Here is a 15,344-nt window from a genome sequence, read left to right as displayed (position 1 = left end):
CAGACCATAACGCAATAAATAAACTCAATATATTCTGAGAGTAGATTCTGAATCACGCTTGTTCCTCGCGGTTCAGAATGACGGTTATCAGCCCTACAATACAGGGGCAGACGTCATTCCGGACGAGCCTAAGCGAGCCATCCGGAATCTCTCTTTTAGACGTGCACCAAATCCGATTAGCAGAACGTCTCGATGTACAGCGCTTCTACTTTATCTCTTGCCCACTGCGTTTTACGCAGGAACTTCAGCGACGATTTGATTGAAGGATCTTTCTTAAAGCAGTTCACACGAACGCGTTCATGCATTCCGTTCCACCCAAAGTGCTCAACTAAACGGGTAAGGATTTTTTCTAAACTCAACCCGTGAAGTGGGTTATTCGGCTGCTGTTGGCTCATACTATTGATCCGGTAAAGTGAAGTTGCGCGCTAATCTAACTCAAACTCGCCGCGCAACCTAATGTTTTAACCTTGAATTGCCCTGCGACTCTCCCCTATAGTAGCCCAAACTTCTTAAAAGCCCTTTTCATTATGAAAGCCCTCAACGATCTGAATATCTTTGTCGAAACCGCACGCCAAGGCAGTTTTTCGAAAGCCGCCAACAGCATGGACATGACACCAGCAGCCATCAGTGCATCGATCAAACGTCTTGAGGGACAAATTGGCTTTCCGCTGTTTGTGCGCTCCACTCGCAGCCTTCGCTTAACGTCGGAAGGTGAGCTGTTCTTAGACAAAACCACTCAAGCGCTCGCAACACTGCAAGAGGGGTTAGATCAGATCTCAAGCGCGCGTGGCGAGTTATCAGGTCAGCTGCACATCACCGCGCCATCTGATTTTGGTCGCAACATGCTGCTTGATTGGGTTGATGAATTTATTGATGTTTACCCAAACGTCTCGATCAAGTTAGAGCTGTCTGATAGCTTAACCGATATGTACACCAAGCCCGTCGATATCGCGATTCGTTACGGCGAACCTGCTGACTCTAACCTTGTCGTATTGGCGTTATGTGGTGCAAATGAGCGAATCCTGTGTGCCTCTCCAGAATACGTCGCAAACAATCCTGTGTTGACCAAACCGGAAGACCTAAACCAACACAACTGTTTGTGTTATATGGTGGCGGATTCGGTTTACAACAAATGGACGCTGACTCGCGGAGACGAAACAGAACAAGTTGTTGTAAGTGGCAAGCTGCTTAGCAACGACAGTGACTTATCCCATCGCTTAGCAATCAAAGGCAAAGGCATCGCCAACAAATCACTGATGGACATCAGCCAAGATTTGATTGAGGGAAGATTGGTAAGAGTATTACCTGAGTGGGATTGTGGTCCAGTACCGCTATACATGGTGTGCGCTGATCGTCGTTTGCTGACGCCAACCATTCGTACTTTCCGTGAATTCATTCATGAAAAATGCTGCCAGCAACGTAAGAAAGTGCTGGCAACATTCTGCTCAGAAGCTTAACCGACAAACGTCATTGGGCGAATCTGAGAATATTCAACCCAATCGTTATCTTCTAGCGTCGAGATAAACTGTGCGATATGTGGGCTTTGTAAGTGCTTATCTAACGCTTCTTGCGATGCCCAAATTTCTTGGAACATAAACAAGCCTTCGATCTTTTGATCCAAATACAGTTCGTATTGGCAACAACCCTCTTCTTCACGAGAAGGTTCTAGTAGACCAGAAAGTAAGTTGGTTACGTTGTCGATACTATCTGGGTAGGCTTTAATTTCTGCAACTAAATGAATCATCTTGATCAGATCTCGGTAAATACAGTTTCTGCTTCCCAGCGTGACTTAGGCGTCTTGGCATTGAAGTCATCTTCCGCGTGGTAGCCAAGCGGCACAATCACAACGCCAGTGTAGCCTTTTTCACGTAGACCAAATTCTTCATCCAGCACTTTCGGGTCAAAACCTTCGATTGGCACCGCATCAATTTCTAGCGTTGAAGCGCCCAGTAATAACGTACCGACGTTGAGGTAAACCTGTTTCTCCATCCAATGATTAGCGTCTTTTAGGTCAAAACGGTGCATGTTTACAAAGTAACTACGACCGCCACGTACCGCTGCTTTTGCCTCTTCGGTTGGGAATCGACCGTCTTTTTCTTCCTGCGCTAATAACGCTTCGATGTAGTCGTTATCGATGCCCGTTTTGGCACAGAACACCAACACGTGTGATGCGTTCAAGATCTTCGCAGCATTGAACGCGTAGTTCTCTTGCGCTGCTTTTGCGATACGTTGCTTGCCCTCTTCTGTGCTCGCCAGAATGAAGTGCCACGGCTGAGAGTTCACACTCGATGGACTAAAACGAATCAGTTCTTTAACTGCGTCGATCTTCTCTTGTGGCAGCTTACGAGTTGGGTCAAAGACTTTGGTTGAGTAGCGAGATTTAGCAGCTTGAACGATGTCCATCAGGGTCTCCAGTCGAGTAGTTTATGCTGGTTATCACTTTAACCTTATGAGTTACAGGGAAAAACCGATTTCAGTTAAAAACATCTTCAAAATAAATTTGAAAATCGCCGATGTAACAAGCTTTGAGCACTCTCACTGAAGCAACACTTGGTTTAAGCAATAATGTCGCCTTTGCTTTATTACCGAACCACTTTCATGCTGCCTCAAGACAACATCATCACGCCCTTTTTCTGCAAAAAACTTGGGCACAATCACCTAAGAATTGCTGGCGAATATTGGCATATTGAAAAGCTGGTTGCCTTGCAATGTATGATGTTGCAAGAGGCACCGACGCTACGTTAAGGTTTGCTGTGGTGGAGCAAAAGTGTTTCGCTGTTCGACCGTCGCTTGTACATTGTTTTCGAACACAGTGATAACCAGATTCAGATGCAGCTAGAGTGCAGAGCTACCGAGATGCCAAGTTGGGCAGAATCGGTTTATGACTTGCTGCTGATGCAATTGGAACAGTTAGGTTTGGGTGAATCGGTGCACATTCAGCTTCACAACCATGACCTTTACTCTGCTCATTTAGAACTAGAAGACGAGACTAACCCGAATCAGAACTCGGTTGTGTTCGACTTGGTGAAACATGTTTATTTGCTGCTGTCTCACCAACCAATTGAACAGCCAGAATTGCTAAGCGTGCTTAATGCTCTGTTCGTCAAAAACAGCAATTACGCACTGAAACTAGAACAAGCCGCGCTACAACTGGGCGTATCCAAGCGTACCTTGCAACGTCGCCTGCAAGAAAAACAAATGAGCTATTCGCAATGCGTCGACTTCGCCAAGAAAAAGCACGCATTAGCCCTACTTGCAGACACTCAACTCACAACGCAGCAAATCGCTTATCAGTTGGGTTATGAAGAGCCTTCCAACTTCCACCGAACCTTTCGCCGTTGGTATCCGTTTTCGCCAATGCAATATCGTCAGCAGTGCTTGGATAACCGCACTCATCTCAATAACCAACCCATCCGCTTGTACTACGCCAAAGCCAATACTTTAGCCGATAACGACATTGACCAACCCGTCGGTAAAATCTGGATGGAAGTGGATAATATTGCGTTTGAAAAAGTGGTCTCCGTTGAGTGTCGAGACCGTGATGGCACTTGGCGTCGCTACCCCGCCTTCTTCGAGCGTTTCTTGAATAATGGCACTGAACTATGGGCGACGACAGAGCTGCCCGTCGCTCATCCACTGACGTTTAGACTGTGTTATGAAGTCGATGGTGAACGCTACATTGATAACAACCACCAGCGCGATTACGTGGTTTCTAAAGGGCTTTTAATTGGCGCAACAGAATACATTGTCCCGACAAGACAACTTATTCAACTCGGCACTCAGCACACCTTGTTTGTGGAACTCGCGTGTCGATTAAAAGACGTGGCGAAGATCGATTGCTACGTAGGTGATGCGCTAACTCCGCACGCAATGAGCCAAACTCAGAATGCAGAAGATTACACATGCTGGGCGCTACAACTTCCCCTCCCCCAAACAGCTAAACAGTGTCGATTCCGACTCTATGATCATTCTGGTAATGAGTTAGCCAAAGACCATTACCCGATTCAATACCCAATTGTGCAACCACTCAGTTAAATATGTAGCACAGTTCAAATTCAGCTCTTCGTGACATCATTTCACGTCTCTTTTGGCGCGAAATGACACTCTCAATTTCAAACCTTTGATTTATCGTTTCCGCATTGCTGCATAACGGAGACAAAAACCGTGTTTGAAACCTTACCTAACCCTATGAATAAAATAAAAATACTACCTTTAGCGATCGCCTTAGCTCTTTCTGGCTGTGGTAGCGATGAAACTACACCAGCAGATACAGGAAGCCACGTGGCATCTCCTGATTGGCAAGACCAGATCATTTACTTCTTGATGATCGACCGTTTTAACGACGGCGACAACACACTTAACGATCAAGGTCAGAATGAGTACGATCCTACCTCAGACAAGAAATTCAGTGGTGGTGATCTTGTTGGTGTTAGTGACAAGCTAGGCTATATCGAAGACCTAGGCGCAACCTCTATCTGGATTACGCCGCCAGTGGCAAACCAATGGTGGGACGCAGAACAAAACTACGGCGGCTACCATGGCTACTGGGCGCGTGACTTCCAAAAAGTGGATGAGCACTTTGGTGACATGGAAAGCTACCAAGCGTTAGCACGAGAAGTACATGCTCGTAATATGTTCTTGATTCAAGACATCGTGACCAACCACGTTGGTAACTTCTTCACTTACGATGACCCATACAATTACGATCCTAGCCTTCCTTGCCAAGGTTTTCGCTTGATTGAAAATGCGCTGCCAGCAGGGCAAGAACTGCCTTATCCGCTCAACATGAATGAGTGTAAAGAAGACGGTACTGGCATTTACCACTGGACACCAAGCATCACCGACCACAACGATCCCGTCCAAGAAAAAACCTGGCAACTGTCGGATCTGGATGACCTGAATACGTCCGATCCTGAAGTACGCGCTTATCTAAAAGAGAGCTACCGTAAATGGATCCGCGAAGTGGGCGTTGACGGTTTCCGTATAGATACCGTGAAGTTTGTTGAGCACGATTTCTGGAACGACTTCCTGCACGCCGACGATGGTGTGATGACTCAAGCGGTTGATACTGGTCGCGATAACTTCCTGACCTTTGGTGAAGTGTTCGAAACATCTACGCCTTACAACACCGAAGGCGAAGAGAAGATGCTCACTTACATTGGCGAAAGCGGCTCACCGGAGCAGTTAACCTCGGTGTTGAACTTCCCATTGCAAGCTACTTTGACGCGCGTGTTTGCAGCAGGACAACCGACCGATTACTTACGTTTCCGTCTTGAGAAAATGATGGAGATGTTCCCGAATCCATACATCATGCCGAACTTCATTGATAACCACGATATGCCGCGTTTTCTATCACAAGGCAGTGTCAACGATATGAAACAAGCGCTGATTACCATGATGGCGGTACCGGGCATCCCTGTGATTTACCAAGGTACTGAACAGGCAATGTCAGCGGCGCGCGATGCAATGTTTGCTGGCGGTTACCGTGAAGACGGCGACTACGTAGATTCATTCGACCAAAACAGCGAGATGTACTTGTTCATCCAAGAGCTTGCTAAGTTACGTACCGAGAACAAAGTCATGACACGCGGCGAAATGAAAGTGATTGGCAGCGATAAAGCCGGCGCCGGTGTGTTCGCCTTTACACGAACATTGGATAGCGACGAAGTCTTAGTGGTAATGAACACATCGAATTCCCCGATGTTGATGAACCAACTCGATGTAGAGCAAGCGGGCGGCACCGTCTTCCAACAACAAATCATGTCGAACTGGGCAGACGCTCCGGAGCAGTTAATCGCAGATGAAAACGGTCACGTAACCCTTGAGCTACCAGCCAAAGCTGCCGTGATTTACTCGAAAACTAACGACACCCAATCGGTAGATACACCAGACCTCAACATCCAACTGGCGCAAGATTGGGAAGGACAAACCATCACTGATGACATCGTGATTACTGGTACTGCTAGCGCAAACGAGAAATTGAACCTTGTCGTAGACGGTAACCTAGAAACAGCACAAGCCATTACAGTAGGTGCTGACGCTCAGTTCAGCGTGACTTTATCTACCCGTCACTTTGCGATTGGCGAACAGCAACACCGCTTCGCGATTTACTCCACTGAGAAAAAAGCGGGCATTGAAGATGTGAACTTTGTGTCGGACTTAAGCTGGTCAAACACGCCAGACGACACTACTGATGACGCAGGTGATGCGCAAGATGGCATGGGCGGTCCTAACGGTAACTACTCGCTACCAACGGATCCAACGTTCGACAAAGACAACAGCCAACTCGCAATCAACAAAGCCGAGGTGTTTACTGTCGGCAGTAATGTGCGCTTGACCTTCACCATGGACAAGATCACCGATACTTGGTTGCCGCCAAACGGCTTTGACCACGTTGGTTTCACCATCTTCATTGATTTACCGGAAGAAGCAGCAAGCAACCTAACGGAACTGCCTAAGATCAACGCTTCTATGCCAAGCGGAACATGGAGTCGCAATGCTGTGGTCTTCGGCTGGCAAAGCTCGATTTACAACACTCAAGGCGCAAACGCAACAACATGGGGCGAAGCCGTAACACCTGCACCAATGGTCACCGTAGACAAAGCTAACAACACCATTTCGATGGACTTTGCGAGTGACGCGCTTGGTCGACCTGATTCACTGAATGGCATTCGATTCTATGTGACAACTTGGGACTTGGATGGATTGTCTGCTACTTACCGTCCACTAGAACAAGACAAAGGTCCTTGGAACTTCTCTGGCGGCGCTTCGGATGAGAGCAAGATTTGGGATGACTTACCAATCATCACCTTGTCTGAATAATCACTGAAACCACAATAAACGCGAAAGCAAAAAGCAGCTCACATTCGAGCTGCTTCTCTTTGTCTGAAATTCTGAAATCACTAATGTGAAAATCACCCTTGCGCTAGCTAAACAACGACTTCACCCACAGCACTAAACTGTCCCATAACTTCCCAATCCACGAGCCCTCTTCCACCGCTTGGTTACTTACCAATGGATAGCTCGCCACGGTTTTATCGTCACTCTTCCACACGACTTTACCAACCACATCCCCTTTTGCGATGGGTGCAATCAGCGGCTCATTCACGACGACACTCTTGTCTAAACCAGCGGTTAAAGAGCGAGGCAGCGTCAGGTAAGCATCTTGCGCAAAGCCCAAATCAATCTCACTGACATCGCCTTTCCAAACTTTAGCACTCGCCTGAACTTCCCCCTGTTTTGCCACTTGTTTAGTGTCATAGAAGCGGAAGCCATAGCTGAGTAGGTTCTTAGACTGGCTAATGCGTGACTGCTTGCTTGGTGTCCCCATCACTACCGAGATCAATCGCATCTTTCCTTGCTTAGCAGAACTGACCAAACTGTACCCTGCATTGCTGGTGTAGCCCGTTTTGCCGCCATCGACATCCATCGATTTGTCCCACAACAGTTTATTGCGGTTGTATTGGGTGATCTTATTCCACTTAAATACCTTCTCACTATAGAGCGCGTAAACCTCAGGAACGTCATTGATGATGGATTGCATCAGCGTCGCCATATCATTAGGAGAAGTTTGAATGCCCTCGCTATCCAGACCATGCGAGTTAACGAAGTAGGTATCGTTCAAGCTGAGCTTATCTGCCCAACCGTTCATTAAGGCGACAAACGCCCCTTCACTACCGGCAACATGTTCGGCGAGCGCCACACAAGCATCATTACCAGATTGAATAATCACACCACGCATTAGGTTGGCGACGGTGATTTCATCTTTAGGTTGGATAAACATTTTTGAGGAGTCTGGGAATTTGGCTGACCACGCGTTCTCACTCACCGTCACTTTATCGTCCCATTGGAGCCGCCCAGATTTGATTTCTTGCCCCACTACGTAAGCAGTCATCAACTTAGTCAAACTGGCAGGGGCTAATCCAGCACGCGCGTTTTGCTCCGCAATGATGGCACCGGACTGAAAGTCCATTAACACATAGCCTTTTGCCTGTAACTGAGGCGGATTCGGCGTCACGACCGCCAATGCAGGGGCGCTTATGGTCTGTAGTAATAAACAAGTGAGCGTGATTCGGGTAAGTGACGTGTTCATCAAGCATCCTCCATGGTCAATGACCGCCAAATGTCTCGTTTCATAAAAACGGTAAGACAGTGATGTCTAAACTGCACCTATCAGATCATAGTTCACTCAGTGCATACCAACACGGAAAGATCGAAGAGTTTCTGTTTTGAGTGCCATTACTTGCCTTTCAGGCTTCAAAAATCGAGTTCTTACAACAAATCTATTGTTTCTAATAAGGAATTCGATATCGTAAAGCGACTATAAACCAAGGACAGACCATAACAATGAACGCTCAATCATTTATCGACGCAGGACTGCATTACACACCCCACTCGTTCACCGTGCCACTGGATTACCAAGATCTAAGTAAAGGCACGATCAACGTCTTCGCTCGCTCCGTTTGTTTAGTCGGCGATGAAGACTCCGACAAACCATGGTTAGTGTATTTTCAAGGCGGTCCGGGCTTCCCTTCTCCTCGTCCAAACGGAAACAACGGTTGGATCAAACGCGCACTGAGTGAGTATCGTGTATTGCTGCTCGACCAACGCGGCACTGGCAACAGCAGCGTGATTAATCACCAGACGCTTGCGCACCTCACGCCAAAGCAACAGGCAGACTACTTAAGCCACTTCCGCGCAGACAACATTGTTCGCGATGCGGAATTTATCCGTGAACAATTTGGTGTTGAGAAGTGGGCGATTTTGGGTCAGAGCTTCGGTGGTTTCTGCTCACTAACTTACCTATCGCTGTTCCCGAACAGCTTGCTGCAAAGCTACATTACAGGTGGTGTTCCTTCGGTTTCTCGCCATGCGGATGATGTGTATCACGCAACCTTTAAGCGCACCATGGAGAAGAACCAAGCCTTCTTCCAGCAATTCCCACAAGCGCAGCAGCTATGTCAGAACATTGCTAATCACTTATTGGAGCACGAAGAGTTTCTGCCAAATGGTCAGCGCTTTACTGTCGAACAGTTCCAACAAATTGGGATTAACTTTGGTGTCAGTGATACCTTCTTGCCAACTTATTACTGGCTAGAAAGTGCCTTGATTGAAGTGAACGGTAAGCCTCAGCTTCGTTATGAATTCCTCAACGACATGTTGGCGCAGCAAAACTTTCAGACCAATCCAATTTACGCGATTTTGCACGAATCAATTTACTGCCAAGGGTTTGCTTCTCAATGGAGCGCGCACCGAGTGCGCCAAGAGCATGATGCGTTCAATTACGAACAAAATAAGCCGTTTTACTTCACTGGAGAAATGGTATTCCCTTGGATGTTCGACCAATACGTGAACTTAAAGCCACTGAAAGAAGTGGCAGAGTTATTGGCAGAGAAAGCAGATTGGACGCCGTTATACGATGCGCAGCAACTGGCAAACAATAAGGTGCCTGTGAGCTGCGCCGTCTATGCCGACGATATGTTTGTAGAAATGGACATTAGCCGCGAAACACTCGCTACAATGCCAAACTCAAAAGCGTGGATCACCAACGAATATGAGCACAACGGTCTTCGTGCAGATGGTGAGCGTATTCTCGACAAGTTAATTGCGATGGGTAAACAAACCGCAGCAACATTGAAATAAACAGCTAGTACTCAGAATTCGCTAAAAACCTAGATAGAAAAACGCCTCTTTATCACAAGATAGAGAGGCGTTTTTGGTTCAGCATCAAATATTAATAAATACCATTAGGCAAACCCGACAAATGCATCTTGATGCATTTTATTTCTTATTGTAACATCCTGTTTTTATTAAATTAGTTGGTTATAAAAATGACAAAGTTTACAGAATATAAAGTGGTTCACATTGTTGAAGGTGGTTGCGGCACAATTCTACTAGGTGCAAGTGGCTTGCCTGTGCAAAAGATGGAAGCAGAGCTGAACAAGTACGCACAAGATGGTTGGCAAGTTGTATTCCAAGTAGTGGAACAAAAACGCTTTATGCTATTTTGGAAGCGTGAGGCTGTAATTATCACTCTCGGCCGATAAGTTTGCTTAAATATATCTCTTTGAAATTGATCCATCGCTACCAGGCTAGCGGTGGTTCAAAGCAGTTATTGAATATTGAATGTAATTTTGAGCCCACTTGCTCAGAGTACACCAAACAATGTATTGCTAAGTATGGGGCAATAAAAGGTTGGAAACTTGGTTTGGCAAGAATTAAGCGGTGTAACCAACCCGACCTCATTGAAAAAATATATGACGAGGTACCGTAATGCGCTTATTTGAGCCAATTGAACAGCTAGAGAAACAGGAAGAATTACTGAGAAGTCAGGTAAACTCATTACCTGAACATCAAAAGAAAGAATTCTACGAACGCCAGTCTAAAAGTCTCAAGGACCCCGATACCTACGCAACGTTAAACTGGTTCTTTCTTGGCGGTTTTCACCATTGCTACCTAGGTAAATATGCTTTATTTGCTTTAGAGCTAATATTGTTAATCGTAAGTATCGTTGGCTTTGTTCTTGGACATCCTAGTGCGTTCCTTATCCTCGCGTTACTCATTATATATGAACTACCACAATTGTTTTTTTCACAGAAAATAGCAAGACAGCACAATTATCAGTTATCTTGTGAAATCTTCAATGAAGTACGAAGAAACTAGATGATTAAACGATATAGCACTCCCCAACGTTTGGCATTTTCAGTTTAAGGTTGGGGAGCGTGTCTCACAACATAATGTGGCGTTAGTCTTTGACTCGCTTAGTCATCATTTTGGTGATCACGCGGTAACCCATCTTATGGTAGAAATCTTCACCTTCGTGATTAAATGACGCCACGGTTAAACCGAGCTCTTCAATATCTTGGCTGCACAAATCACTCTCGATTTTATCCATCAAAGACAAGCCGATACCTAAGTTACGGTGGCTTTCAGACACCACCAACTCATTGATATATCCAACGCGTCTTTCCGGAGAGAGAATCGAGTTTACCTCTCGCACGGTACCAGAGATAAAACCAACCACCTGTCGGTTCGAACAAGCTATAAAAGCCGTGATGCTGCCATCAAAATATTTATCGAAGATGTTGCGATCTTCCCTTAACTGCGCCATTTCTTCCGGAGAACGGTAGAAATCTGGCTCAGCATCATGGTGAGAAGTGTCGAGTTCGACCAAGAGCGTTTTCAACAGAGGGACGTCTTCTTCTCTTAGTCTTCTGATATGAAACTGTTGCATGTTGAATTCCTTTGCCAACCGACCTGTATCAAGCACAGATCTTTGCTTCAACTGATTATCGGATAAGAAGTTTTAGGAATGTGAAGCGAATCAACAGTACAAATTTCGACCATTTATGTCGAGTGCGTTTTCAACAGTTTTATGAGTTTTTACTGATAATTTGAACATCCACAAAATTTAAGTGGAAATAAAAATCCCCTTTTCTCAATAAAAGGGGATTAGAGACCTAACTTAGAAAGCAGCGCTTTGCTCAAAAGCGAGTGCCGATTTTAAGCGACTGAAATCACCAATGGGTTCGCCATCAAGCATAAACTGCGGGTAGCTTCTTGCGGTTGGGAATAACTCGAACAAAGTTTCCCGCTCAAACTCCACACCTAACTTGAGCGTTGCCACTTTAAAGCCCTGATTTTGCAACCACATTGCCGCGGTTTCACATTGGGAGCACTGCTCCTTGCTGTACATTTCTATTTTCATCACTCTTCTCTGCTATTCCTTGCCGTTAGAAATCTGCATCAAAACTCAATTGGCGATCTTGAGGTCGTTTGTACTCAGTAACGCGTTTTTCGAAGAAATTGGTCTTTCCTTCCATATCCAATAAGCGCATGTAATCAAATGGGTTTTCAGCACCAAAGATCGGGTTGAAACCAAACAAACCAGCGATAACATCGGCAGTATGCTCAATGTATTGGCACATCAGCTCAGCATTCATACCAATCAAGTCCACTGGTAGGGCTTCCGTTACAAACTCTTTCTCAATTGAAACCGCTTCACGGCAAATCTCTTCAAACTCTTGTTGTGTCACTTTACCCTGCCCCAAGGTTTTGAATAGCAGCGCAGAAAAGCTAAAGTGCAACCCTTCATCACGGGCAATCAAGTCATTGCTTGCTGCCAAACCAGCCAGCAAACCACGTTTACGGAAGTAGTAAATGGCACAGAAGCTGCCAGCGAAGAACAAGCCTTCCACCAAGCCAAAGGCGATCAAACGCATTGCCAATGGTTTATCGGAAGAGATCCACTTCATTACCCACTCCGCCTTACGCTTCACGGTCGGGACGTTTTCAATCGCATTGAACAAGCGCTCACGCTCTTCAACATCGGGAATGTAAGTTTCGAGTTGCAGTGCGTAAGTCTCTGCGTGAATGACCTCATTAAACGCCTGCAAAGCAAGGAAGCAGCGCGCTTCTGCGATTTCAATTTCGCCATAAAATCGAGTCAATAAGTTCTCGTTGATCATCCCTTCGCTCTGAGCAAAGAACGCCAACACATGTCGAATGAAGTGCTTTTCGCCTTCGGTCAGCTTGGCAAGATCAGCAAGATCTTGAGCAAAATCGAGTTCTTCTGTAGTCCAGAAAGCCGCTTCGTGAGTTTTGTACGCTTGCCAAATCTCTTCGTATTGAATGGGGAACAAGCTAAATTTGTTTTTAACAATCATACCGTTTCCTTACTTTCGGTTGATGTGAATCTTTTTAATTGGCGAGATAGGTTATGCGCCGCAATTTAGGCAATCTTCATCTTCGCTTTGCTGACCAACGGTGACTTTCACCGCATTCGTCGATGGCTTAGATCGCAGGTAGTACATGCCGGTTTTCAGACCACGTTTCCACGCGTAGAAGTGCATCGCATTGATTTGGGCGAACGTTGGTGATGCGAGCCATAAGTTGAGGCTCTGCGATTGGCAAACAAACGGGGCACGAGCCGCAGACATATCAATGATCACTTTCTGAGAGATTTCCCACACGGTGCGATACACGGATTGAAGATCGTCTGGAATCGCATCAATGCCTTGTACTGAACCGTTATTAAGAATAATGGCGTCACGGATTTTGCTCGTCCAAAGACCACGCTGTTCCAGATCGCTTACCAAATGTTTGTTGATGATGATGAACTCACCCGACAAGGTTTGGCGTTTATAGATATTGCTGGTTTGCGCTTCAAACGCTTCATTGTTACCTAAAATTTGCGCTGTCGACGCCGTTGGCATTTGAGCAATCAGTAACGAGTTGCGCACACCATGCTCTACGATTTGGCGCTTGAGCTGTGACCAATCCCAGCGGCTGCTTGGTTGTTCATCCCACAGATCAAATTGGAACTGACCATGACTGATTGGTGAGCCGTCATAACTGGAGTACGCGCCTTTTTGCGCCGCGATTTCACAAGACGCTTCAAGGGAGGCGTGATACATGGTTTCCGCGATGTCACGGTTAAGCTGCAATGCTTCTTCGCTATCGAATGGAAGGTGCATTTTGAAGAACACATCCGCCAAACCTTGGATACCCAAACCAACAGGACGATGCGCGTGGTTCGATTTTTCAATCTTATCGGTTGGGTGATAGTTCACATCGATAACGCGGTCGAGGTTCTTAATCGCGACTTTGGTAACTTGGTGAAGTTTGTCGAAATCAAACCCCGTGTCTGTAACGAACTTAGGCAGTGCCATAGACGCCAAATTACAAGCCGCCGTTTCATCTGGTGTTGAGACTTCCATGATCTCTGCGCACAAGTTACTAGATTTGATGGTGCCGAGGTTTTTCTGATTCGACTTTTCATTACACGCATCTTTGTAGAGCATGTACGGCGTACCCGTCTCGGCTTGCGACTCAATGATTTGTGTCATCAATTGGCGGGCTTTGATGGTCTTCACGCCCAAGCCCATACGCTCGTATTCTTGGTACTTCTGAGTAAATTCAGCGCCGTATAAATCAGACAAACCTTTGGTATTGTGTGGGCTAAACAGAGTCCATTCCGCGTCGTTTTCGACACGTTCCATGAACAAGTCTGGCACCCATAGAGCGAGGAACAAATCACGAGCGCGGAACTCTTCTTTACCGTGGTTTTTACGTAAATCGAGGAAGGATTCGATATCCGCATGCCAAGGTTCCAGATAAACCGCAAACGAGCCCTTGCGCTTGCCGCCACCTTGATCCACATAGCGAGCAGTTTCATTGAAGACTTTCAGCATTGGCACGATGCCATTCGACACACCGTTAGTGCCAATGATTGGCGCACCCGTCGCTCGAATATTGTGGATGTGTAGCCCAATGCCACCCGCCGATTTAGAAATCAGCGCACAATCTTTGAGGGTGTCGTAAATACCGTTAATGGAATCTTCTTGCATCGCTAATAGGAAACACGAAGACAGTTGCTGCATCTTACAGCCAGCATTAAACAGCGTTGGCGTAGCGTGGGTGTAGTAGCCAAGACTGAGCAAATCGTATAGCTCTCTAATTTCTTCAAGATCGTCACCCGCGACAGCGACCGCTACACGCATGAACATATCTTGCGGTCGTTCAACCACCACACCTTTTACTTTCAATAAGTAGGAACGCTCGAGAGTTTTGTAGCCGAAGTAATCAAACTGATAGTCGCGTTTGTAGTCAATCATGTCTTCGAGCGCAAACTGATTCTTGGCAACAAAGTCGACGTAAATATCGGAAAGAATACCGATTTCAGAGAGCTCACGTGTTGCAGTTGCGTATCCGCTGGTTTCTTTTTGCAGAGAACTCACCATCACGCGAGCCGCAAGCTTGGCATAATCAGGGTGTTCCGTCGCGAGGCTTGCTGCCGTTTCAGCGAGGAACACATCGATTTCCGTCACCTTAATGCCGTCGTACAAACCGCTTACCACGCGTTGTGCAACCGCAATAGGTTCGACTTTTAGTCCATCAGCCAGCGCTTCGGCTCTTCGAGTCACCTTATCTAGACTGGCTTTTTCTTTCCGTCCATCTCGTTTTATAACGTCCATAATCTATATCTTGTGTGTAGTTTAAATATTGAGCACCATATGTACGCAATAGATCTAGATGATAATGGTTATCATTACAAGAAAGTTTTTTAAAAGTTAGAACTGACCATGGAGAGGGTAAGGAAACATATTGACACTGACACCAAGCTCGATAGGAACAGCAATCAGAGGCAAGCACCGCAAACGTGATAAAGTGATGAAGTTTTCCACAAAGCTTTAATTTTCATTAACTTAGTTCATTTCTAGAAAAGAATAACAAATGTGATCTGGTTCAAACTTTCACACCCTTTAACTTCCAATGCTACGCGCTGAAATTTGTTGAAAAAAACGCCGGGGAAACATGACTAAAAATATCCGCATAGTTTGTCC

At 46.0% G+C, this 15,344-nt stretch carries 16 protein-coding genes; 8 read left to right on the top strand and 8 right to left on the bottom strand.

The window, feature by feature from the left end:
* Positions 1-176: 176 nt before the first annotated feature.
* Complete coding sequence (locus tag VHA02S_RS11550; protein ID WP_005436214.1) at positions 177-395, bottom strand: VF530 family protein; 219 nt, start codon at positions 393-395, stop codon at positions 177-179.
* A gap of 132 nt (positions 396-527) precedes the next feature.
* On the opposite strand from VHA02S_RS11550, the gene VHA02S_RS11545 reads away from it, so the two are divergent.
* The gene (locus tag VHA02S_RS11545; protein WP_029788322.1) at positions 528-1,457 is read left to right on the top strand and encodes a LysR family transcriptional regulator; all 930 of its coding nucleotides are present in this window, start codon (positions 528-530) and stop codon (positions 1,455-1,457) included.
* Here the strand turns inward: VHA02S_RS11545 and VHA02S_RS11540 are convergent.
* Both VHA02S_RS11540 and nfsB read right to left on the bottom strand, forming a co-directional pair.
* Positions 1,454-1,744 (bottom strand): putative quinol monooxygenase, encoded by a 291-nt coding sequence (locus VHA02S_RS11540; RefSeq protein ID WP_005436210.1) that lies wholly within the window; start codon positions 1,742-1,744, stop codon positions 1,454-1,456. The genes VHA02S_RS11545 and VHA02S_RS11540 overlap by 4 nt on opposite strands.
* A gap of 5 nt (positions 1,745-1,749) precedes the next feature.
* Positions 1,750-2,403: an oxygen-insensitive NAD(P)H nitroreductase gene (gene nfsB / locus VHA02S_RS11535; protein ID WP_038898248.1), complete on the bottom strand. Its 654-nt coding sequence runs from the start codon at positions 2,401-2,403 to the stop codon at positions 1,750-1,752.
* Between the two features lie 162 nt (positions 2,404-2,565).
* On the opposite strand from nfsB, the gene VHA02S_RS26340 reads away from it, so the two are divergent.
* From VHA02S_RS26340 to VHA02S_RS11525, 3 genes are all read left to right on the top strand, one after another.
* A complete protein-coding gene (locus tag VHA02S_RS26340; RefSeq protein ID WP_227740444.1) occupies positions 2,566-2,745 on the top strand; it encodes a hypothetical protein in 180 nt (59 codons plus the stop codon).
* Between the two features lie 3 nt (positions 2,746-2,748).
* Complete coding sequence (locus VHA02S_RS11530; protein WP_227740446.1) at positions 2,749-4,035, top strand: helix-turn-helix transcriptional regulator; 1,287 nt, start codon at positions 2,749-2,751, stop codon at positions 4,033-4,035.
* A 129-nt stretch (positions 4,036-4,164) separates the two neighbouring features.
* Positions 4,165-6,822 carry an alpha-amylase family glycosyl hydrolase gene (locus VHA02S_RS11525; RefSeq protein WP_038898249.1) on the top strand — a complete coding sequence of 886 codons (2,658 nt, stop codon included), beginning with the start codon at positions 4,165-4,167 and terminating at the stop codon, positions 6,820-6,822.
* 103 nt (positions 6,823-6,925) lie between these two features.
* On the opposite strand, the gene VHA02S_RS11520 is transcribed toward VHA02S_RS11525, so the two are convergent.
* Positions 6,926-8,092, bottom strand: coding sequence for a D-alanyl-D-alanine carboxypeptidase family protein (locus VHA02S_RS11520; protein ID WP_038898250.1), 1,167 nt, complete (start codon positions 8,090-8,092; stop codon positions 6,926-6,928).
* A 254-nt stretch (positions 8,093-8,346) separates the two neighbouring features.
* On the opposite strand from VHA02S_RS11520, the gene VHA02S_RS11515 reads away from it, so the two are divergent.
* The 4 genes from VHA02S_RS11515 to VHA02S_RS11505 all read left to right on the top strand — a co-directional run bounded on the left by VHA02S_RS11515 (position 8,347) and on the right by VHA02S_RS11505 (position 10,662).
* Positions 8,347-9,642: an alpha/beta fold hydrolase gene (locus tag VHA02S_RS11515; RefSeq protein WP_038898251.1), complete on the top strand. Its 1,296-nt coding sequence runs from the start codon at positions 8,347-8,349 to the stop codon at positions 9,640-9,642.
* Between the two features lie 188 nt (positions 9,643-9,830).
* The gene (locus VHA02S_RS11510) at positions 9,831-10,046 is read left to right on the top strand and encodes a DUF4177 domain-containing protein (protein ID WP_005447484.1); all 216 of its coding nucleotides are present in this window, start codon (positions 9,831-9,833) and stop codon (positions 10,044-10,046) included.
* Between the two features lie 2 nt (positions 10,047-10,048).
* On the top strand, positions 10,049-10,273 hold the full coding sequence (yidD, locus tag VHA02S_RS25330; protein WP_005447483.1) for a membrane protein insertion efficiency factor YidD: 225 nt from the start codon (positions 10,049-10,051) through the stop codon (positions 10,271-10,273).
* A complete protein-coding gene (locus tag VHA02S_RS11505; protein ID WP_005447482.1) occupies positions 10,273-10,662 on the top strand; it encodes a hypothetical protein in 390 nt (129 codons plus the stop codon). Before yidD ends, VHA02S_RS11505 begins: the two co-directional genes overlap by 1 nt.
* An 82-nt stretch (positions 10,663-10,744) precedes the next feature.
* Here VHA02S_RS11505 and VHA02S_RS11500 read toward each other — a convergent pair whose 3' ends face one another.
* The 4 genes from VHA02S_RS11500 to VHA02S_RS11485 all read right to left on the bottom strand — a co-directional run bounded on the left by VHA02S_RS11500 (position 10,745) and on the right by VHA02S_RS11485 (position 14,975).
* Positions 10,745-11,233 carry a GNAT family N-acetyltransferase gene (locus VHA02S_RS11500; protein ID WP_009697997.1) on the bottom strand — a complete coding sequence of 163 codons (489 nt, stop codon included), beginning with the start codon at positions 11,231-11,233 and terminating at the stop codon, positions 10,745-10,747.
* A gap of 231 nt (positions 11,234-11,464) precedes the next feature.
* Positions 11,465-11,707 carry a glutaredoxin family protein gene (locus VHA02S_RS11495; RefSeq protein WP_172461350.1) on the bottom strand — a complete coding sequence of 81 codons (243 nt, stop codon included), beginning with the start codon at positions 11,705-11,707 and terminating at the stop codon, positions 11,465-11,467.
* A gap of 25 nt (positions 11,708-11,732) precedes the next feature.
* A complete protein-coding gene (locus VHA02S_RS11490; RefSeq protein ID WP_005447479.1) occupies positions 11,733-12,665 on the bottom strand; it encodes a ribonucleotide-diphosphate reductase subunit beta in 933 nt (310 codons plus the stop codon).
* Positions 12,666-12,716: 51 nt separating this feature from the next.
* The gene (locus VHA02S_RS11485; protein WP_009697999.1) at positions 12,717-14,975 is read right to left on the bottom strand and encodes a ribonucleoside-diphosphate reductase subunit alpha; all 2,259 of its coding nucleotides are present in this window, start codon (positions 14,973-14,975) and stop codon (positions 12,717-12,719) included.
* Positions 14,976-15,344 lie beyond the last annotated feature (369 nt).

This window comes from Vibrio harveyi NBRC 15634 = ATCC 14126 = KCTC 12724 (genome assembly GCF_001591145.1).
GTDB lineage: Bacteria > Pseudomonadota > Gammaproteobacteria > Enterobacterales > Vibrionaceae > Vibrio > Vibrio harveyi.
The sequence above is the reverse complement of the archived record's forward strand: the minus strand, read 5'-3'. Positions and strand labels throughout refer to the sequence as shown.

Excerpts from the sequence above, each read along its gene's own strand:
- VHA02S_RS11550 (WP_005436214.1), bottom strand. The coding sequence starts at position 395 with ATGAGCCAACAGCAGCCGAATAACCCACTTCACGGGTTGAGTTTAGAA.
- VHA02S_RS11545 (WP_029788322.1), top strand. The coding sequence starts at position 528 with ATGAAAGCCCTCAACGATCTGAATATCTTTGTCGAAACCGCACGCCAA.
- VHA02S_RS11540 (WP_005436210.1), bottom strand. The coding sequence starts at position 1,744 with ATGATTCATTTAGTTGCAGAAATTAAAGCCTACCCAGATAGTATCGAC.
- nfsB (WP_038898248.1), bottom strand. The coding sequence starts at position 2,403 with ATGGACATCGTTCAAGCTGCTAAATCTCGCTACTCAACCAAAGTCTTT.
- VHA02S_RS26340 (WP_227740444.1), top strand. The coding sequence starts at position 2,566 with ATGTCGCCTTTGCTTTATTACCGAACCACTTTCATGCTGCCTCAAGAC.
- VHA02S_RS11520 (WP_038898250.1), bottom strand. The coding sequence starts at position 8,092 with ATGAACACGTCACTTACCCGAATCACGCTCACTTGTTTATTACTACAG.
- VHA02S_RS11515 (WP_038898251.1), top strand. The coding sequence starts at position 8,347 with ATGAACGCTCAATCATTTATCGACGCAGGACTGCATTACACACCCCAC.
- VHA02S_RS11510 (WP_005447484.1), top strand. The coding sequence starts at position 9,831 with ATGACAAAGTTTACAGAATATAAAGTGGTTCACATTGTTGAAGGTGGT.
- VHA02S_RS11505 (WP_005447482.1), top strand. The coding sequence starts at position 10,273 with ATGCGCTTATTTGAGCCAATTGAACAGCTAGAGAAACAGGAAGAATTA.
- VHA02S_RS11500 (WP_009697997.1), bottom strand. The coding sequence starts at position 11,233 with ATGCAACAGTTTCATATCAGAAGACTAAGAGAAGAAGACGTCCCTCTG.
- VHA02S_RS11495 (WP_172461350.1), bottom strand. The coding sequence starts at position 11,707 with ATGAAAATAGAAATGTACAGCAAGGAGCAGTGCTCCCAATGTGAAACC.
- VHA02S_RS11490 (WP_005447479.1), bottom strand. The coding sequence starts at position 12,665 with ATGATTGTTAAAAACAAATTTAGCTTGTTCCCCATTCAATACGAAGAG.
- VHA02S_RS11485 (WP_009697999.1), bottom strand. The coding sequence starts at position 14,975 with ATGGACGTTATAAAACGAGATGGACGGAAAGAAAAAGCCAGTCTAGAT.